This is a genomic window from Promicromonospora alba (genome assembly GCF_042654905.1).
Taxonomy (GTDB): Bacteria; Actinomycetota; Actinomycetes; order Actinomycetales; family Cellulomonadaceae; genus Promicromonospora; species Promicromonospora alba.
Genome location: NZ_JBHSFI010000005.1, coordinates 623,902 through 643,768, shown reverse-complemented (window position 1 = coordinate 643,768; position 19,867 = coordinate 623,902). Strand labels below are relative to the sequence as shown.

Annotated in this window: 14 protein-coding genes; 7 read left to right on the top strand and 7 right to left on the bottom strand. The window is 62.4% G+C overall.

Annotation, left to right across the window (positions count from 1 at the left end; translation table 11 throughout):
- Positions 1–594: 594 nt before the first annotated feature.
- Positions 595–1,929: a phospholipase D-like domain-containing protein gene (locus tag ACFO6V_RS17825; RefSeq protein ID WP_377137502.1), complete on the bottom strand. Its 1,335-nt coding sequence runs from the start codon at positions 1,927–1,929 to the stop codon at positions 595–597.
- The gene (locus ACFO6V_RS17820; protein WP_377137500.1) at positions 1,922–5,332 is read right to left on the bottom strand and encodes an AAA domain-containing protein; all 3,411 of its coding nucleotides are present in this window, start codon (positions 5,330–5,332) and stop codon (positions 1,922–1,924) included. Before ACFO6V_RS17820 ends, ACFO6V_RS17825 begins: the two co-directional genes overlap by 8 nt.
- 1,366 nt (positions 5,333–6,698) lie before the next feature.
- On the opposite strand from ACFO6V_RS17820, the gene ACFO6V_RS17815 reads away from it, so the two are divergent.
- Positions 6,699–7,535 carry a hypothetical protein gene (locus ACFO6V_RS17815; RefSeq protein WP_377137498.1) on the top strand — a complete coding sequence of 279 codons (837 nt, stop codon included), beginning with the start codon at positions 6,699–6,701 and terminating at the stop codon, positions 7,533–7,535.
- 105 nt (positions 7,536–7,640) lie between these two features.
- Here ACFO6V_RS17815 and ACFO6V_RS17810 read toward each other — a convergent pair whose 3' ends face one another.
- On the bottom strand, positions 7,641–8,771 hold the full coding sequence (locus ACFO6V_RS17810) for an HAD family hydrolase (protein ID WP_377137496.1): 1,131 nt from the start codon (positions 8,769–8,771) through the stop codon (positions 7,641–7,643).
- 71 nt (positions 8,772–8,842) lie between these two features.
- Entirely contained in the window at positions 8,843–9,163 is a 321-nt protein-coding gene (locus tag ACFO6V_RS17805; protein ID WP_377137494.1) for a hypothetical protein, read from the bottom strand.
- A gap of 236 nt (positions 9,164–9,399) precedes the next feature.
- Between ACFO6V_RS17805 and ACFO6V_RS17800 the strand changes: the two genes are divergently transcribed.
- Entirely contained in the window at positions 9,400–10,506 is a 1,107-nt protein-coding gene (locus ACFO6V_RS17800) for a hypothetical protein (protein WP_377137492.1), read from the top strand.
- Here ACFO6V_RS17800 and ACFO6V_RS17795 read toward each other — a convergent pair.
- Positions 10,480–11,025, bottom strand: coding sequence for an NUDIX hydrolase (locus tag ACFO6V_RS17795; RefSeq protein ID WP_377137490.1), 546 nt, complete (start codon positions 11,023–11,025; stop codon positions 10,480–10,482). The two genes, ACFO6V_RS17800 and ACFO6V_RS17795, sit on opposite strands and share 27 nt — an antisense overlap.
- Positions 11,026–11,135: 110 nt before the next feature.
- Between ACFO6V_RS17795 and amcB the strand changes: the two genes are divergently transcribed.
- From amcB to ACFO6V_RS17770, 5 genes are all read left to right on the top strand, one after another.
- Positions 11,136–12,314, top strand: coding sequence for a cyclophane-forming radical SAM peptide maturase AmcB (gene amcB / locus ACFO6V_RS17790; RefSeq protein ID WP_377137488.1), 1,179 nt, complete (start codon positions 11,136–11,138; stop codon positions 12,312–12,314).
- A complete protein-coding gene (gene amcA / locus ACFO6V_RS17785) occupies positions 12,311–12,505 on the top strand; it encodes a multiple cyclophane-containing RiPP AmcA (protein WP_377137486.1) in 195 nt (64 codons plus the stop codon). Before amcB ends, amcA begins: the two co-directional genes overlap by 4 nt.
- Positions 12,506–12,554: 49 nt before the next feature.
- Positions 12,555–13,220, top strand: coding sequence for a pentapeptide repeat-containing protein (locus tag ACFO6V_RS17780; RefSeq protein ID WP_377137484.1), 666 nt, complete (start codon positions 12,555–12,557; stop codon positions 13,218–13,220).
- A gap of 758 nt (positions 13,221–13,978) precedes the next feature.
- Entirely contained in the window at positions 13,979–15,124 is a 1,146-nt protein-coding gene (locus ACFO6V_RS17775; RefSeq protein ID WP_377137482.1) for a restriction endonuclease, read from the top strand.
- Between the two features lie 210 nt (positions 15,125–15,334).
- The gene (locus ACFO6V_RS17770; protein WP_377137480.1) at positions 15,335–16,309 is read left to right on the top strand and encodes a DUF2971 domain-containing protein; all 975 of its coding nucleotides are present in this window, start codon (positions 15,335–15,337) and stop codon (positions 16,307–16,309) included.
- Positions 16,310–16,343: 34 nt separating this feature from the next.
- On the opposite strand, the gene ACFO6V_RS17765 is transcribed toward ACFO6V_RS17770, so the two are convergent.
- Together ACFO6V_RS17765 and ACFO6V_RS17760 are read right to left on the bottom strand one after the other, a co-directional pair.
- Positions 16,344–17,774: an argonaute/piwi family protein gene (locus ACFO6V_RS17765; RefSeq protein ID WP_377137478.1), complete on the bottom strand. Its 1,431-nt coding sequence runs from the start codon at positions 17,772–17,774 to the stop codon at positions 16,344–16,346.
- A complete protein-coding gene (locus ACFO6V_RS17760) occupies positions 17,771–19,570 on the bottom strand; it encodes an SIR2 family protein (protein WP_377137476.1) in 1,800 nt (599 codons plus the stop codon). Before ACFO6V_RS17760 ends, ACFO6V_RS17765 begins: the two co-directional genes overlap by 4 nt.
- Positions 19,571–19,867: the final 297 nt, after the last annotated feature.

Here is a 19,867-nt window from a genome sequence, read left to right as displayed (position 1 = left end):
GGGGGCAGCCCTTCAGAATGCACGAAGCCCAGGTCGGAAACACTCTCTGACCTGGGCGTCCGCACTCTGGGCGGGCGACGGAATCGAACCCGCGTAATCAGTTTGGAGGCCTTGCCGGATGGCGTTCGGATGATGTGGGCCAGTCGGCCGAAAATGGCTGCTGACCTGGTCTTATTGTAATGCTGGAGTGGGTTCGTGTGGGGTCAGGGCTGGCCCTTATTGGCCCTAACTAGGGCCAATTTGGCGGAAGTTAGGGCCAATAAGGGCCAGTCTCGGTGGCCACTGTGATCATCGCCATGCCCAAACAGGAGGAATGATGGCCGGGACTCGACCAGTGCAGAGTGCGGCTGCGCCAAGGTCTGCGAACCTGACTGACGATCGTTCGTAGAGCATCGGCGTGCTCGCCCGATCTCCCGCAACCGGACTGACGGCTCGTGACCAAAATCTCCGCGAGGGCCCTCCGGGCCAAGTCTTGATCCCTGTGTCACCCGAGACCGCTGCCCAAGGTACGCTCCCACGGCATGTGAGCAGTAAGGGTCGACCTCGCGAGCCCTACTGGGTGACCAGGCCGTGAGCCGGGACGTCGGCCTGCTGTCAGATCTGCTGTTCGTCGATCATCTCCAGATAGCGGTCGTACTGCTTGTCGGTCCGAGCAGGAATGCTGACGAGAGTTCCCTCTTCCATGCGATATGTGCGGTCGGGATCTCCGCGGAAAGACAGCCAGTTGAAGCTCGTGCTAACCCAGTGATCATCGAAGATCAAGATCTTGGCATGGGTGTTCTTGAGGCGAACGAAATTAAACTTGGAAGAATAACGCGAAGCGAGGTTCTGAAGTTTCCGGAGTGCATCCGTGTCTGACCCGGAGTCGTCGCCCCCGTATCCGTGAGCGATTGTCAATGCGACGCCACGCCGGAGCCGCCCCTCAATCTTCGCGAGGAAGTCAGTGTTTACGACTGCTCGTCGGATCCACGGTGAGATGATCAGGAGACGCTTCGTGGTGGTGTCCAGTGCTTCGGCTAAGAGATCCGGATGCTCGAAGACGCTCACGCTCCGGACCTGAGAGGTCGATGCTAAATCTTCTGACAGCGCCGGATCGAGTACGTCGCCTGGAACATGTGCAGGCTTCGCACCTTCTCGTTGTTCTTCAAGGTCTGCATCAAGTGTTGGGCGCGGGGTAGGTTCGCCGATCGACATCCGAAGGTGCTTGACGACTTCAGTGCGGTCCAGTGCATCGCCGTGCGCGTCGGAGATCTGGTCGTCAATGCATACGGCGAGCTCGATCTCACCTCGGATTTGATCTGCGTACACAAGGAGCTGTACCGGCAGGTACAGATTCTTCTTCGTCGAGACCTTATGGATTTGAAGAACTTGAAGGCTCTGGAGGTTCCCGCTGCGTAGAAGTGCATTGAGTGTCGGAGCAGTTACGTCACCCAACCCGATACGTGCCTTGCGCTCTGCCGGCAAGCGGATATGCCCAAGATCGTCAACCACCTTTTTAGGAATCAACGAGTTCTCCGAATAGTCCGTTGGCTGCCAAACTACTCGGTCGAACTTCACGGGCAGATTGCGGAATGTCGGACGAATAGTCGCTGCGTTCCGCACGACCTCTGTTCCGATCGGCGTCAAAGTGAGGCTTTTGCCGTCAGAACGGCGCCGGAGGCTGTTCTCACCTAATTGTGCCGCGGCCGCTTCAAGCACGTGCGCAGAGTCGAGGCCTAGAAAGGCTGCAATTTCCTCGGGCGACTCGACGCCGTGCTCGACGAATAAGAGCGTGAACTCGTCGGTGATAGGAAGTTCTTTGCGCTCCTGTGCTAGGACGTCCGCGCGGAGAACTGAGACTGGGATGGCGGCGTCCTCGACGGCGACAAGCTGGAGGCCCGGACGAGCATTGCCGAATCGTCGCTGAAGCAACTGGAATCGTTTAGTCACGGTCGGCCGCCCTTACCACGCAGTCGTTCGGGTGAGACTCGATGTATTCCAATACGTTTCGCAGTGACCCGTTCGTGCCACGGATAAAGTCGGCGTCGCCAATGATTGTCAGACCGAACCGGGCACGAGATAAAGCAACGTTGATGCGCCGCCAGTATTCTGCGCCGAGAAATCCGAGCCGACCTTGCGTGTTACTGCGTGTAAGCGAAATCAAGGCGAGATCAGCCTCGCGGCCTTGGACGGCGTCAACGGACAAGACATCAACAAGGAGATGCTTGAAAGGGTCCTTGAAGTCGCGCTGTGCTACACGACGACGTAAGGTCTCAACCTGACTTTTGTACGGGGCGATCGCTAGCACCGCGAGCTTCTGACTGTCAGGTGGCGAAATAAGTCCAAAGCTGATTGCTCGATCGATTGATTCAAGCTGGCGGAACAATTGGTCTGCCTCTGCACGGTTCGCATAACTAGTTTCACCGTGTTCACGTCGCCGATCCCCTAGCCTGGACGTGTCGATCCAGGTAACCGTTTTGCCGGCGATCGCCTCGTACCCTTCGAGGCCTTCGACGCGTGGAGACCTTAGAACACCGCCGTAGAAGCAGGTGGAAATAAGGTTTCCGATTGGGCGGATCATTCGGTATTGCTCATCGAGCATCAATTTTGAATGATCCGGGAGGTTGTCGACGAGTCGTTGGAAAAGCGTCTCTTCTATGTCGCCCTTGGTGAGATCGTGCTCGTTGAGGATGGTCGTCGAGCGCAGCAAGTCTTCATCAGTTGGGGGAAGTTGATGCGTGTCTCCGACGAGTATCCACCTCTTGGAGCGGGACATTGGCACAAGCGCCTCAGTAAGCGTGGCCTTCGATGCCTCATCGACGATGCAAAGGTCGAACTCAAGCTCGCCGACGGCCCGCTCTCGGAGGAATCCGGTGCAGGTCCCGGCGACGACGGACGTCCCGGAGAGATATATCGCTGCGAGACTGTCTTCGGCTCCGATGCGTTCGAGCCATTGTGCCTGAAGTTCCAGCCTCTTTAGGAGTTCAGCAATCTCCGGGCTATCCCCGAGCAGGGCTCCGATAGCGCTGCGGGCCTCTTGGCTCCCTATGCTTGACGGCAAGGTAAGTGCACCCGCGAGGTGGTCTTGTGCTTCGCCGACTAGGACCGTCCGTCGGTCCCAGAGTTGGTCGATCCGATCCTGGAACTCTTCAGCCGGGTCTGTGCCCGTTACGGCGGTAACTAGGTCGGAGTCGGCTGCCTGTAGCGCGCGAAGCTCCTGAGCGCGTCCTTCTACCTGTTCCAGCTCGTTGGTAACCGCTACAAGCTTCTCCAGCGTGAGTGCGGCGTGAAGGAAGTTCGGTTCGACCCCGTGTTGAGAGGCCAAATGCTCAAGATGCGCCTCTGCGCGACGGCGCACGGACTCTGACCAACGCCGGATTTGTTTGTCGAGGAGTAGTTCCCGCACGCCTGGCTGCACCGCGGATTCGTTGCCGGCGAGGCGAACTAGGCCCCTTACGCCTGCTGAGTCTAGGCGTTCCACCGCATTGTCAACGGCAACGTGCGTCTGCGAGGCGATCAGGATACGTGCGTCCGGGCGCTTCTTGAGCAGTTGGGTCACAGTCTCCGTGATGAAGCGAGTCTTGCCCGTGCCAGGTGGGCCTTGGATGACCAGAACCTCCGGCGCCCCCAGGGCAAGTTTGACTGCCTTCTGCTTGGTGGCATCCAACTGGGACGTCCACTTGACAACAGCCTCGAGTGTGGGTGCTGCGTTTGTTCCAGGGTCGACGAGAATGCCTCGCAAGGCTGGCGCTGGAATAGTGCCGTTTCTGATCGCGGTAACGGCACTTCTCTGGCGCTCCAGGGCGATAGCCGATGGTCTGTCGTATGGCACAAGGGTTGCGGTTGGGGGAACGCCTCGCAGAGGCTTGTGCGACAGGAGAGTCACAGTGTCAGACTCTTGCTCAATGACCTCGCCGTGCCCGCCTCGCCGTCCTGCCTGCTGGTCGAGAATCTGCCAGTCTGTTCCGATCAGGTCGCCCTCAGTCGGATTGGTGAGCGTGAACACGGTGCGTCTTCCGTCGAATCCGACCTTCTTGTAGTTGAGCGGTTGGTGGTCGCCGCGGCCCAGGTCTGCGCGGGCCTCAAGGATCTCCAACCACTTGTCGAAGGCCTCATCCCCATCCTGATCCTGGGGCTCAACCTCGGGATGGTCCTTGCGGAAGTAGTAGTCATCAAGGAGTTCTAGGAGCTTCACCCGGGCCTCCTCAGCGATCCGGGCATCTACTGGTTGCCGGACCTGCCAGTTGAAGATGGGCGGAAGTTCGAAAGCGTTGTGACGACCTCCCTCCAGCTTCTCAAGTTCCGGAGCTGGTGCTGCGGTGACCACAAATCCTGGACCACCACGACTGTCCAGTTTGAGCGTATAGCGATGTTCTGACCCGAACAGTAGAACCGTTCGTGGATCGCGTTTGCCGGTGGCACTGTCCAGTCCATAATGTGCGAAAACCGTTCCGCGGAGATCCGCGAGGAACTTTGCTTCCGCCGCCGCGCGATCTGGCGGTTCGCCAACAAGATGGTTCTGTGCGGCTCTCGTTAGCCCGAAGACGATCGGGTTTCTCGGCGCTTCTTCGCGTATCACCTGTTGACGAGCGAGTTTCGCCAACTCTGCTGCGAGTTCACTGCCATTCGCGGGCCGGTCCAAATGGTCTGCGCTGACGCATGACTCGAGGAGAGCACGAACGTCTGGTGGAACCCGGACGGACTCCAGCGCTGAGAGCACATCTGGATAGTCCTTGATGTTTGTTTCGTGCAGGCACTGCAGCAATACGACGCCGATGCTGTAAACGTCTCGCACGTAGCGAGCCGGAGCGTCTCGCTCGGGTGGTGCGTACGGACCGGAGCGGAAGTGTTGGACGGTCAACTCGGAATGTGTCTGATCCTCGCGCAACTTGGCGATCCCGAAGTCCGCCAGCAAGGGCTTGCCCGCCGAATCGATCAGGATGTTCCTCGGCTTGATGTCACGGTGCTCAAGTCCTTTGAGGTGTGCGTACGCGAGCCCGTCGACCAGCGGCTTACCGAGCGTCGAGTAGAGGGAGTCCCAGTCTGACCACGGGGGTGACTCGAGCAGGTCGTTGAGGTTTCGTTCAACCCAGTCCAAGACGATGTAGAACGTGCCGGTGTCATCTGTGCCAGCGTCGCGAAAACCGACGATGTTTGGATGGCTCAGCTTCCGGAGGGCTCCGACCTCTCGTTCGAAGAACTTACGGGCCAGTTCGTCGTTGGGGCCGGCCACGAGCTTGACAGCAATATTGGTGCCGTCACGCGTGTCTATGCCCTTCCTCACCGTCGAGAGCCCTCCGGGCCGGTTGCCCCCACTGATCAGTACGTAGTGACTGCCTACCTGATCGACCACCTGTTTGCTCCATTCGTCCAGCTTTCTGGCAGCGTACCCGTGGGGCGTGCTGTGATTCAGTCGGCGCCCGGGTGAAAGCGGGGTGAGACCGCCGCCGAAAGCTCGTCGCGGCGTGGGTGGTACGAGAGTCCGTGTTCCAGAGGGGTTGGACCAGAACCGGAGCGTGAGCCTGGCAGGGCCAGAGCACCGGCCGCTCGTTCCGTACCTGGCACCTCACGCTCGACGAAGCTATGGCGGCACTGCTGCATGAGCTCGTCTGCCCGCTGGACGAAGGGCTGGCGGGTGTCGAGGGTTTGGACACCTCGTTGCACCAGAGCGAGGCCGTCATCCCTCTACGAGGGATAGCGGCCTTTCGTTGCCCCGGGGAGAGATCGCTGGGGAATCCGCCGCATCCCCCGGTTTACTTGGCGACACGGGCACGCGGTCAACGAGGGCGCGACGACGGCGCACACGTGTGCGCACGCGACGATGCGAGCCGCGACGGACATACGCGGCTGCGCGGCTGGTGCTGGCGGGCAGCAGACAGCGGGTCCCGCGGACCGCCTCGACGAAGACCACACACCTCTTGCACAACGTGAGTGGTGTTTCGTCCGTACGAAAGGGGTGATCGGCATGAGCGTCGACAAAGGTTCTGGAACGCTCGGGGACATCGAGTCTCGTACGCTCACCGAGCGAGGGCCGGCTGGACACCGTGCAGGCACCTCGGGCATGTGTCTTCGTTGTGGAAGCCTGATCCCGGTCAGGACTACGGGGAGGCCCGCGAAGTGGTGCTCGCAGGCGTGCCGACGCGCGGCGCACGAAGAACGCCGAGCCGCAGTCGCCGGGGCCATCGCCGTCGAGGTCGTGGAGAACGTCACGACGATCGAGCACGGGCTCGATGAGTGCGTCAGGCGGGTGCAGGCTTCTCCCGTAGCGGCACGCAAGGTACTGACTCACCTGACCAAACTGCTGACAGAGGATGGCCTGTGTGACCCGAAGTGGGCATCGACGGTGGACTCTGCGGTAGTTCTGGCACGTGCAGTTGGGACCGGCGGTCGAACTTCCGCTCGCCTCTTCCCGAGGGAATACGTCCAGCCAAGTTGGTAGAAGTTCAGACACGGTTCGGCGCCTCAAGCGTCGCGCTCGGGCCGGGGTGTGTGTCACCTGACCGTGCTGCAGTCCCTCATGTTCGCCAGGCGGTAAGACTTGCTCGCGCGGTAAGCGCCAACCGCAGACCGTCCATGATGCTCCATGACGAACACCCACTCGAGGAGACCATCCATGACGACCCCTGAGCTCTGGCACGAAGGCTCCCTGACGGGTGATCTTTGCGACGCAGCGGACACGCCTACCTGGAGAGACGCTCCTGTATCGGTAGAACGGAGATATGGCACAAGTGAATCCTTGGGATGACCCGATCTGGCACGGGTTCTCTCGCGAGTCGAGTCTCGCATCTAGCCTCATTTGCTCCGGTATCAACGGGCTGGGAAGAGCCGATTATGCTGACCGGGCTGGCGAATATTATGTGGCGTTCTTTGCCTTGTCGGCGGGGATTGAGCGCCTCGGAAAGATTATTTGGTCAGCCGATCGTTTCGTCGCCACCGGCAAGCCGCCGGAGGACCGAGAACTTCGTTCGATCGGACACGACATATCGTCGCTCGTGCGCGTCGTTGGGGAGATAGCTGACCGGCGTGTACCGCGAAGGTTCGAGTACCCGGATGACTTGCTTACGGGTGGGATAGTCGATTTTTTGGACTCTTTCGCAGCGGCGTCTAAAGGGCGATACGCCAATTTCGCAACCATTTCCGGCGAGGCTAACGGTTACGAACCAGTCGCGCTGTGGTGGACGAAGGTCGTTACCCCGATCCTGAACAGACATTTCGCAGGAACAGCGGCCGAAGATAAGGCAGAGATGTACGCCCATATCACGCATGCGATGTTGAACGATAGGGCATCTATCGTCCACTGGAACGAGACTGGAGACCAGATGACGAGCATTCACGAGTTGTCTATGCGATCGGCAAGGAATGAGGTCGCGCAGAAATACGGACGCTTCTACACATTGAGGCTCGTGCGATGGATGTCAGACGTATACAAGGAGACAACCAATATGGCGCACTCATCGCCGCATCTATATGCGCTCTTTGGGCATCACGAATGGTTCTCGACTTTCCTCGTCGAAGACAGGTTTTTGCGCGAGCGAAAGGTGTGGCCCCTGCGTTAGGTGGTTAAGTTGGTGCCTGGACATGCCCGCCAGTGGCGGACTTGCTGCTGGGCATGTGGAGTGCTGCGGTATGAGGCTGCCCAGCCGCAAAATCTAAGGGAGTGGTTACAGGTCGCTCAGGGGGAGTTCGAACCCTGGCGGTCCGTCACCGGTGACGCTGCGCCATTGGGCACGACGGCGGCCTTCGTCCCCTCGGGGATAAGCCAGGCCAGCCTCCAACGTGGCGGCTTCGATGGCCCGCATCGTGGTCCCGATTCCGGACGGGATTGGTGCGTGCCTGACCCAGCGACCGGTCTGGAGGGTCCAGACCTCGCAGCAGGCCAGTTGCGGTCCGACACCGTGCCACACCCGCAAGACGACCGGCCCGGCCGCGGTCTGCTCAGCTGTCGCGATCTGTGCGGCGAGTTGCGATATCACGCGATCCACAGCCGGGATCAGGGAGGCCAGCACGGGCAGGACTCCGGCCTGGTCGATGGTGCCGGTGGTCTGAACCGCGGCGCTGCGCACAATCGCTGGTGCCTGTCCCATCGCGACCGAGCGCGCGGCCCAGGCCAGCATATCGAGGTCGTTGATGCCGTCGCCGACTGCCACCGTGCGATCAGCGGAGATGCCCAGGTGGGTGCGGACGACGTCGAGCGCGACGGCCTTGTTCACGCCAGGCGCCGTGACGTCGAGCCAGTCCGGTCCTTGCGGAGCCACGGTGATCCCGACGGCTCGCAGGACATCGGTGTAGCGGCAGATGCCGGGAGCGACGAGCGCGACCCGAGTCGCAGGCTCGGCCATCAGGTCTGCCAGCGGGACCGTCTTCTGTCGGCCGTTCAGCTCACCGGGCTCGAACTGGCTGCCGGTGCGCCATCCCCACCCGACATCCTCGACCGCGACACGCACATTCGGTGCCACGTCTAGTGCGCGGCGGATCACGGGTGTGGCGTCGAACGTTCGGGTCTCGACGACGTCGTAGCCAGACGGTGCGGTCCGGTTCAGGTGAACAGTCACGGCTCCGTTCGAGCACACCGACCACCCGGTGGTGAGTCCGAGCCGGGTGGCGATCGGCAGTAGCCCCGCTAAGGACCTCCCCGTAGCAGGCACGATTTCGTGCCCCGCAGCGCGAACCAGGTCCAGCGCTTCCACCGTTCCGGGCGGCACCCGGCTCTCGCTGTCCACGATCGTCCCGTCGATATCCAGGGCCACCAGGCGGCGAACGGTGGTGCGGGTACTGCTGAGGTGCGTCGTCACTGATCCGCTTTTCTTGGGTGCATATCGTGGTCGCTCAACGATTGGCGACAGGTGGCTGATGTCGGACGGGTTCAACGGGGGACCCCCGCGTGCTGTCGCGGCGCGGACCGGATCTGGACTTCGAGCCCGTCGACAATCCCAGTCCACAACGTGTGTCCCGGCACGAACATTCGATGGTCCAGAGGGAAGTCACATCCGAAGCCGCGAGCGATCTGCTCGCTCTCCGTGAGGTCCACAGGATGAAGGCAGATGCGGTCGCTGGTGAAGGTGACCAGTTCGATCCGGCTCATACCGATGTCCGCCAGCAGACGTGCGGTCAGAGCGTGCGCGCGGCCGATCGTTCCTCCGATATCCGCGCTGGCGCTTGTGCCGAACGAGTTCAACGTGACCACCGTCCTTTCCTGCCCCGACTGAGGGGTGCCGTGCAGCTAGAGACCACTGTTGCTGGCGCGCCACGCTGCGGGAGGGGCACACTGGGCGGCAGACTGGCGATCCGGATCAGGTGGGAAGCCGATCACTACACGGCAAATTTGCGAGACTGGGGGTGGGGGCAACGGTGGCAACCCCCAATGAACGTCTCCGCCGTCTCCGCACCGAAAAGGCCTCTCACGCGGACGCTGCACGGCCCATGAGCCGCGCTGAACTCGCCGAGCTGGTGAACCTGCACCTCTGGCGGACCACGGGTCGCCGAGCGGCGCTCGAAGCGGACGCGATAGCCCGGTACGAACGTGGGGTTGTCAGCTGGCCGAGCAAGGCCTACCGCGCTGCGTTCCGTGCAGTGCTCGACGTGGCGACCGACGCCGAGCTTGGTTTCTACCCGAGCCCACGCGGACCAAAGGCGCGGGTGGACTCGGCCGATGATGACTTGATGGACTGGCTGCAGCGTGCGTCGTCGGTCGACCAGGCGACCATCGCGACCTTGGCCGTTCGGACGGAGGAGATCCGTCTGGGTGACCGCGGGCAGTCCAGCGTCGCGACGAGCAAAGCACTCAAGGAGCACCTGGACGTCCTGTGGTCCCTGCGCGCATACAGCATGGAACCGACGATGCGCGAAGCACTGGCGAGCGTCTACAGCGACACCGCGTCGTTGGCCGGCTGGGTGTACCTGGACGGCGGCAACATCAAGGAAGCCTGGCGTCTACACGAGGCCGCGAAGGACGCCGGCCGGGAGAGCTCGGCCAGAGCTGATCTCGCACACGCCACCGCGCAACAGGCATACGTCCTTGTTGACACGGATCAGCCCCACTACGCGCTGCGCATCGCGGAGCATGCGATCACTGTGGGTGCGACGGCGCTGTCCGGTCCAGTGCGGTCCTGGCTCCATGGGGTGGCCGGCGAAGTCGCCGCCATCGTCGGAGAGACGACCGCAAGCATGGATCACTTCGACCGGGCCGTAGCCCTGTTGTCCGGCGACACTCGTGATCCGGCTGCGCCCTACATCATGCTCGATGAATACAGCCTCGCCCGCTGGCGCGGAGCAGCCCTCGCTCGCCTCGGAGACGAAGAAGCGATCGCCGATCTCCACTACGCCCTCAGCGGGATGGACCCCAACCATCTACGCGCCGGAGCGCAGCTCAACGTAGACCTCGCCCACTCGCTCGTCGCGGCAGGCCACAAATCAGACGCAGTCCAGGCTCTCGACACGGCTCACGGGCTTGCTCGGCGAGCCGGATCGGTGCGGCAAGACCGCCGCATCAAGAGCCTTCAGTCACGCCTCGGCATCCAGGCCGGCTAGGACCGCCAGGAGACCGACGAGAGTTCCAGAGCCCAGCACTTCTCTGGTCTGGATGAGGCCGGTGATTCGTGTCAGGGGAACCCACTCGATCAGGGCTGCCTCTTCGGCGTCTGTCGGCTCGCCGATCTGCTCCGCGCCGTGGAAGACGAAGACCTCATGCGGAGTGTCCACCATCCCCGGCATCGGCTGAAAACCCGCGACCGGACGGCCCTCGCCACGGGGCTTCCACCCTGTCTCCTCGATGGTCTCCCGCACGGCAGCGGCTTGCGGCGACTCGTCGCTTCCGACGATTCCGCCCGGAGCGTCCCAGCCAATTTGATTCGTAGCGAATCGGTGACGCCGCATCAGCAGGACACGTTCACCAGCGTCATCCACGACGATTGCGGTGGAGACGGTCTGGAGCCGCACCACGTGGTGCCAGAACCGGTGTCCGTCGGGCGGCTCGATCTCCACCTGGACGAGCCGAACCCACGGGTTGTCATAGAGCACCCGCTCGCCGAACACCTGCGTCAGCGGCACACCCGTCTCGTCTTCGCTCACATGGTCACTCTGACACGGCGACCGCGGCAGCCAGAATGCCGTCCAGAATGCCCACCCCTCAGAGGGCGGCTGCGAGCCAGGGTGAGCCCATGAGCACACCCAGCTCCACGGACTCTGCCGAGGCCTACGCGACGTGGATCGCGCCGCAGGCCAGTCTGGTCGTGCTGCAGCCGACGACCTTGTGCAACCTGGATTGCTCCTACTGCTACCTGCCGTTCCGCAAGAAGCGCTTGGAAATGTCGGTCGAGGTGACGCAGGCTGTGGCTGATTCCCTTGCCGAGCAGCAGCCTGGCCACGTCACGGAGGTCTGCTGGCACGGTGGTGAACCATTGGCCATCGGGCCTGAGAAGCTCGCGGCTCTGATGGCGCCGTTCGAGGAATTGCGCCGCGCCGGAAGGGTGCGACACAGCCTGCAGACGAACGCCACACTGATCAACGAGCCCTGGTGCGACCTGTTCATTGGGTACGACGTCGCTGTCGGTGTGAGCATTGATGGGCCAGCCGATCTCAACGCCGAACGAGTCGACTGGGCTGGGCGGCCTGCATTCGACCGCATCGTCACCGGTATCGGGAAACTGGTCGAACGGCAGATCAGGTTCTCCCTGATAGCGGTCGTCGGTGAAGGGATCGGGCGAGCAGCGGACCTGCTCGACTTCCTGACTGGATTAGGCCCAACGTCGATCGGGCTCAACATCGAAGAGCTGGAGGGTGTGAACACCTCCCGGTCTCAGCCCGCACCGGAGCGAGCTCGCGCCTTCTGGGAGGCGGTGTTCGCTTGGTCGGCCCAACATCCGGGCGTCGAAGTCAGAGAACTCGACCGGCTGGCGCACTACCTGCGGACCATCCGTGGTGGCGAACGGGAGTCATGGGAGGCGCACCGGTACGACCCGCTGCCGACCGTGGCGGTGAACGGGGACGTTGTACTGCTGTCTCCCGAATTGGCGGGCATCCGTGACGAGTACTACGGCGACTTCCTCGCCGGAAACGTCGTGACGGAGCCTCTGTCCGAGATCCTGGCCGCCGCGCACCGGCTGCCGTACGTGTCTGAGTTCTTGGACGGGCTCGCCGCGTGTCGTGAGACCTGCGCGTTCTTCGACTTCTGCCGTGGAGCGCAGGCCGGGAACCGATACTTCGAGAACGGCTCCTTCGACTCCACCGAGACCAACTACTGCCGAGCATCCAAACAAGAACTAGTGCGGGCGCTCGCTGGCATTACCAACACGACCGGCATCTCAAGCAGCACTCGATCGATGGAGGAAGCGACATGACCACAGCGACGAAGCAAACGACCGACCTGCTTGCCAATCTGGTCGAGTCCGACCACGAGGCCGTCACCACTCTGGTGGGTTCGGGGCGCAGAGGAGGGGACTGGGACAACAGGCCCGGCTGGGACAACTGGAAGAAGACGCCAGGCCCGTGGGACAACCGGCCGAGCTGGGACAACTGGAAGAAGCGGTAGCTCCGGTGCCCAGCGCCTTCGTCCGTTCGCGACCTTACTGTGGAGCACCATGGAGACCCTGACGATCCGCGACACCACCGCAGACTTGCCCGTCCTGGCCGCGGATGAACTCACGGATCTTTCGATGCTTCGACCCGAGGACGGGCGCCTCTCGCTGTTCAGCTACGGCGGTAAGGATCTGCGAGCGCTCGAGCTGACCAACACCCAGCTCTACGACGGCCGCATCAACGAGGTCAGTGCGGAACGGGCGGACTTCGATCAAGTGCGCATGTCGTCGGTGGAGTTCACCGGGTGCGACCTGGCCTCGCTGACGCTGAGCAACAGCCGATTGTCGCGGGTGCGGTTTACCAACTGCCGGCTACTCGGCGCGCGCCTGAAAGACCTGGTCCTGGAGGACGTCGTCTTCCAGGACTGCAAGATCGACTACGCGACACTGACCAACGTCACGGCCAAGGGACCTGTCGTGTTCGTCGGCTGCTCCCTGATCGAGACCGACCTGGACGGCTGCGACCTGTCCAGCGTGGCGTTCGAGGATTGCGTCCTGCGTGGCACATCGTTCCAGGCAGGCACCTACCGGGGTACGGACCTTCGAGGTAATAACTTGTCTGGGATCAGCGGTGCAGGCAACCTCAAGCGGGTCACCATCGACCGGTACCAGCTTGCGGACCTGTCGCTTGTCCTGGCCAACGAACTCGGCATCACGATCGCCGACTAATCGGTCGACTTGGAGTCGCAAACCGCGCTGATCTATGCGGCTGTGCACATTGCACCGATCGCTCCGAACTGCCCGGCGCTTACCCTCATCGCCGTTGAGGGTACTCCGCTTGACGGCTGAACTAAACGTCGGGCTAGAGGCCGGGCCACACAGTTGCTTCTTCGCACAGGCATGGGAGATCGCAATTGCACGCTGACGAGTCACTGGTGGATAGATCGCGGAAGCCGGGGGAGGGGCGACTGCTCTTGGTGCGGCGGCGAGATGAGGGCCGGCCTGAGGGAGCTCGCGAAGGAGCCCGTAGGCACCTCACGGTCTGATCGAACATCTGCGGCAGGCCGAGGTGCGCCGGGACACAGGCATGAACTGCCGCAGCTTCGCCGGCTCCGTGCTACCGGACTATCTGGTGGGAGACACCGAGCTGGTTCCAGAAGATTGTCTGGCCGGAGATCGAGCGTCGGCTGCCGCAGTGGGAAGAGAAGAGCGTTTCGCCCAGCTCAAGGATGCTGGCCAGCGTGAGGCCAAGGCTTCACCCACGCACACCGGGTCGGATGCTAGTCGTCGCGACCATACTCGTGACATGACGCTGAGGAACTTGCGGCGGGTGGGGCCAGACCACAGAGGGAGCGGTTGCGCTGCACGAGGGCATCGATATGGCGACTTTGTTGGAGGTGTGATCATTCCGCCTTCGCCCGACAAGGGGTCTCTCGAGTCGCGTCTTGAACACGCCGAAATTTAAGACTGACTAGTTCAGGAGAATCATGTCCGAGTCACCCGGCGGCTTCGTCCCGTCCCGTCATGCCCGCCCGGTGCTCGTCGCTGACTGGCGCGATGCAGAAGAGCTGGCTGAGTGGCACATGCGTGGTCTCGGCTTTGCGGACGCGCGACTCACCAGATCCGGGGCGGACGGAGGCGTCGACGTCGAGGCGGCCGAGGCGATCGGGCAGGTCAAACACCTCGCTGGTGCTGTTGGCGCGCCCGAAGTTCAGCAGGCGCGTGGGGCGGCTCACGGAAGGGCCCACGCGCTGTTCTACGCCCTTGCGGGCTACACCTCCGCTGCTCTCGCGTTCGCCGCCGATGCTGTCGTTGCTCTCTTCACATACAACGTCTACGGGGACGTCGAGCCCGCGAACGAGCATGCGGTCGAACTTGCAAGGGGCGGCCACCTCGCCGAACAACGCGCTGGTGTAACAGTCGAGCCGGCCACACTAGGGGAACGAATCGATGGTGCTGCTCCTCTCACATCCGGTCAAAGCCACGACCTCCGGCTTTTCGTGCTCCATGTGGCCACCTTCGTCACGTATCAGGCAGCCGAGAAGGCCGGCCCTGGGTTCGGCCACGAGCATCTTGCGCCGATCCGCCTGGAGGTCAGCGATCGCGCCATGAGACTAATCAGCAGCGTGCGAGCGGTGTTCGCTGCACCGCCACGGTTGTGGTCTGACTGGTTCAGGCACATGGACTCATGGGTCGACGGTCTCCACGGCGTGCTCGCCCTCGATCTCGCTCATTCACAGGCGGACAAATACGCGAGCATCGACGAGGTCGTTGAGAATGCCGCGACCTGGGGAACTCAAATACAAGTCCGAGATATCGAGTCACTTTGGTTCACGCGAGACCCGACCACGTGGTGGTTCCCTCCGGATGACGGCGAGCTAGACATCATGGCTCTCCGTCGTGGGGCGGATGACGAGTACTGGGTAGGGCGTGATGCGAGCCCACCCGGACCGTCCATCCGCAGCATGGTTTCATCGGGCGAGGGCGGACACATCGAAACCTGTTTTGCGATCGTTGACATGAAGCCATTCGGGCTCGGTGCGCTCCAAACGATCGATCTCCTGCGAGAGATAGCCGAGTCAAGTGCGTACGCGGAGGGGCGCCGAGCAGTGGTCCCAATGCCGGGCAGTTAGCGCGCCGCGTCCTGCGGCATGAGAGTGCGCGGGCACGTCTTGGAGGATATGGCGTCCGTAACGGACTTCCGCCGCTACCGGCGCGACGGCGCGCGGGACTGGGCCCTGAAGGCGTTGCGGCATCGATCGGGAAGCTCGCCAGCTTCTGTTTCACCCGGAAACAGAAGGAGATAAGTGAGAGTTGCCGAGTGCTGTGGCTACCCTGGCAGCATGCCGCTGCCTCCGCATGTCTTGAATCTGATCGAAGTTAAAACCCCTGTGGTTTATCACTACACTGATGCTGCGGGCCTTCTTGGTGTAGCTGGGGACAATGAACTATGGGCCACCGAGTCGCACGGGATGAACGATAAGGCCGAGGTTCACCAGGGCTGGCGGTTCATCGAGCAGTGGCTCAGTGCACAAGATCAGAACGATCTGCTGGTGGGCGAACTCAAGACAGCTCTGGGCTGGGCTGCGAACGGCTGGGCCTCTAGCGATATCTGGGGTCGGGCCTACTTCCTTTGCGCTTCCGTCGTACAAGATGATGCGAACCAGTGGCGAAACTACGGGGATGCGGCCCGAGGTTTTTCGATCGCTTTTGATGCAACGGTTCCACTAGGCGTGGTAACGGGCGAGCCCGGACCCAGCGAACCGGAAGCCGACACCGGCGGCCACGAAGTAGCGCGGGCGCACACAAAACTTATCGAGTGTGTCAGTGTCTTCCCGTGGAGTCGTGTTCTCTACGCTGCGAATGACAAAAATGCCGTGCTTGAGGCTTACCTTGCTGGATCTCGCGAGCGCGCACATCGAGCGAGAAATGCTGAGTGTGGCAGTGGGAGAGATTTGCGGCTTTCGGAGTATGCTACAGATTTCGAGGTTTTGGCAAAACTCATGAAGTCGCCCGGGTTTGAAGGTGAGCATGAAGTCCGGCTGATTGTGTCGAGTTATAGCCAGCGCCATGCGAGTTTCCGAGCCGGGCGCTACGGCATTGTTACCTTTCAGCGATTGGTGCGCAGGATGGACGACCGTGCTGGGTTGCGGTATGGGGTTGCCGTCGGTAAGTCTGGCACTACCCTGCCGATCACACAGATTATGACTGGTCCACTGGTCGACTACGAGCACAACCGGATAGCGATTGAAGCGCTCTTGGAGCGTCATGGCCATGAGGGCGTCACGATCGAGTTCTCGAAGTTACTTATGCGATGAGTCCCTTGTCGCTTCAGCTGTCCGGACGTGCGGGTCACATGAACAGGCGGAATTGATAGCTGCCGTCCGGGAGCGCTGGCACCCGGCCAATCATTCGCGAGAGCCGCTGGCTGTACGAAACAGTGACCGGCGTAAGCCCGTATAGCGCGTCATTGTTCCAGTCGAGCTTGGACAGCGCCAGCATCTCCTTGGCCGGAACTTCTAGTGGCCCTTGCCCGGCCCAGCGACGGAACGAGATAGGCGTCGGGAGGCTCTTCACGGACTGGTTGTAGTTGCTGCCGTGCAGACTGACGTTCGGCGCTGTTCCAGAGACCCACAGCAGAGCCTCAGTTCCGGACAAGTACTGCAGCGAACCTCGGGTGACCGGCCAGGTGTCGGGTACCGGCCGTGAGCGGCTCCCGCTCGGCTTTAGCGCGACACCGGTCCATCCCGGGTTGGAATTCACTTGCAGGCACTCAATGTCCGGGACTGCACCCCAGGCGTCGAAGACTCCGTCGATCTCGTCCTCGCGCCACGTGTACGGCTTGTGTACAACGAGCCGAGCTGGCATCGCGCCGGCACGGCGGCGCTGATACAGACGCGCGCTGCGAGCCATGACGGTGCGCATCTCCTCGCGCGTCAGGTGCGGGTTATCCAGGTCGCGGTCTGCTCCGACGTTGTACGCGATGAACTCGAACCCGCCACCCTCGGTGTCGAATACCTGCGAGCAGCAGGTGACAAAGTCTTTCGACGTGCCGCCGCGGATGGCGTACGCAAGTCCGACGTAGGCCGTATCCGCTTCAGTCGGCTGGACCATCCGGAATGGCACCCCGCCCGCCTTGGTCAACATTGCGATGCTGAGCCGCCAAAACATCGAGCACTCATACCCGAACTGCAGCGCAGAGGCTTCACGGACCATCTGAATCGGGCACCCAAGCGGTGCCGCTGCCGCCTTGAGCCGGTCATGCAGGTCGAAGGCACCGTCCGAACTCTTTCGCAGCGGCTCCCACATGCGGGGCAGGAGCAGCACGATAACGTCCCAGTTGTCGCGCATGTTCTGCAGTTGCGTGACGGCGCCCGCCAAAGCCAACGACAGGCGCTCGTGCGCTTCTGGACCGTCGCCTGGGGCATCGGCACGCAGGTTGATATGCGCCGACCGCTGCGGCAGTAGATCGACTCCGAACAACTCCTTGAACCCTGGGTACTGCGGAACGTAGGACCTGCGGTCGCGCGGCTCGTGCGCCCAAGTGAGCTTCCGGAGGAAGTTGTAGAGGATTTCCTGTTGGCCTTGCACAGTGATGGTCGCGATCCTGATGTCGCCGGTCGGCGGTGGCGCGTACGGCCCAAACTCCGTCAGCCCGAGGAGTGGGTGCGTGTGCCGTTCCCTAGCTGAGGAACTGTCGAACTTTAGGTCAGGTTCGGGCAGAGTCGTGTGCGGCGCCCACGCGTCACCGGGTTCAAGCTTCCGAACGGGGTGGTCGTTCATTTCGCTCTCCTGGAGTACGCGGAGGTCGGGCCGAGGGTGAACCGGCCGAACCGGCGTCCGTCCAGCGCTTTTGTGAGCGGGAGGTTGCTGGGTCGCGGCTCCGGGGCCATTGCCGCAGTCCAGGTCGCAATCAGTCGTGACCAGGTCTCGTTCTGTTTTCGCGCAACCCAGCGTTGACGTTTCCACTCACCGACACCGGCTATCGCCTCTTGCTCGTCATCGGCGGTCTCCCAACGCTCGACCCACGTGAACGGGGTGAACGTAAGCCACGCCAGGCCCCAGCGATGCTCGAGATGAAGCCGCACCGCCTCGGCGTACTCCCGTGGCTCGCCATCACGATTCAGGCCGTACTTCTTGGCCAGTCGCCCGGTGATTTGACCGCCGTACGCTTCACGGAACGCGGTCAGCGCTTTGGCACGTTCCGGAGTCAGCTTGTCCCACTCGACCAGCCTGACCACATAATCGCGGCGGGTGACGAGCGACCGTGCCGGGAGCGCGACCCCGAGGGCCTTGGCTAGCCCTTCGAGAGCCAGCGCGTGCAGGCCAGGTTCCAACGGTCCAGATGTGAGGTCGATGGTCCGTTCCTCGGCGGTAGCCCCGGCGAGCTTGGTGAAGATCTCTTCATCACCCCAGCCCCAGATAGAACCACCCGCATTGACCGCGACACCGCGGTAGCCAAGTGCGCGTACCCGTTTCCGGAACTCGGTGCGGGTGAGCCCGCTCAGCGGGGCGTGAAGCGCAGTGGTCGGTGCTTCGAGTACTGGCAGAGCGTTGAACCGGATGACAGGACCGAACTGGGCTGTCTCAGTAGGGGGCGATGCCTCGGCAAGGCGATTCTGAGGCCGCAATGCGTCGACGAAAGCGCGGCTCTCAGCTGGCAACTCGGCCTGGAGAGCGAGGCCGCCCATCAGTTCGTCGAACGTACCCAGCCGGACTAGGTGGGCTGCGCGGCCATTGTCGGAGGCGATCTGCAGGAGGCGCCGGACCCGCTCCGGGATCGCGTCTGGGTCCCGTGCGAACCACCACAACCCCGCTGGCCAGGCTGCGTCGACGCGGGAGGCGGCCTCAAGCATCTCCATGATCGAGTCGTCACGACCGCTGTATCCGACCACCGCGATTCCGTACCGACGGCTAAGGTCGATCACCGCTTGGCGAAGCACTTCGTCCTGGCTGGCAAGTTCGCTGTCGAGGTTCTTCAGCGAGGTCTCGCGAAAGTCGCCATGGAGCTTGATGAGCATTGGGGTCGACTCAACTTCCAGGACACCGCGAGCCCGGTCGCGGCTGCCGAGTGCAGCGACATTCAGCCTCCTCCGGCCGTCAGCTGGCTTCACCGCTGAGTACGCGTCTGCCGCGGCTTCCTCAATGAGCTCATCGAAGTTCGTGGTGACGACCAGGTCGGCCTGGCCACCGCTGAGGAGGGCACCGAGGATGCGCTGCCCGTAGCTGGGTTGCTTGTCGGCCAACTTGTGTTGGAGGTACCGATGGCGAGCAGGTTCGTCAGGCAATGCCAGCTCGAACGCGCGGGAGTAGTCGTTGGGTGCGCCGAACGCGACCATACCGTTGCGGTCGTTGAAGTACTCGAGTAACTTCGCGGCGATGACCGGGTCGTTCGGGTGGAGGTCCTCGCGGCGCAACTGGTGACGCTCCGCGTAGACGCGGAGCAGGAGGTCGTCGCGGATCTGGGTCGCCGTGGGCAGGCCCGCCGAGGCGCTGGCTCCGGCTCCGAAGAACCAGGCGCAGCGTTGCATTTGCACGGCCCATGCCCGCACAAACGCTCCTTGATCAACGATGCCCACCACCAGATTCTGACTCGACGCCGTCGGTCAGTCTGATGGGACACGCCGTCCGCTGGATCCCCTCTTGCGCAGTGCAGGGTCCTGAGACGGCTGCACCGGAAGGTGACGGTGTTCTTTCCATCGGGCGCTGGGGCATGAGGGGTCGCAATCACAACTGGCCAGTAGGTTCTTGCGGCACCTTCGATTCGGCTCGCAGAGGTCGAGGCCTGCCGCTGGTTCGGCAGCATGTAGAGCACCACCGGGGAGAGGATCACGGCTGGGCCTCGACCTCAACGTTTGTGACGAGGTCGAGCGGGT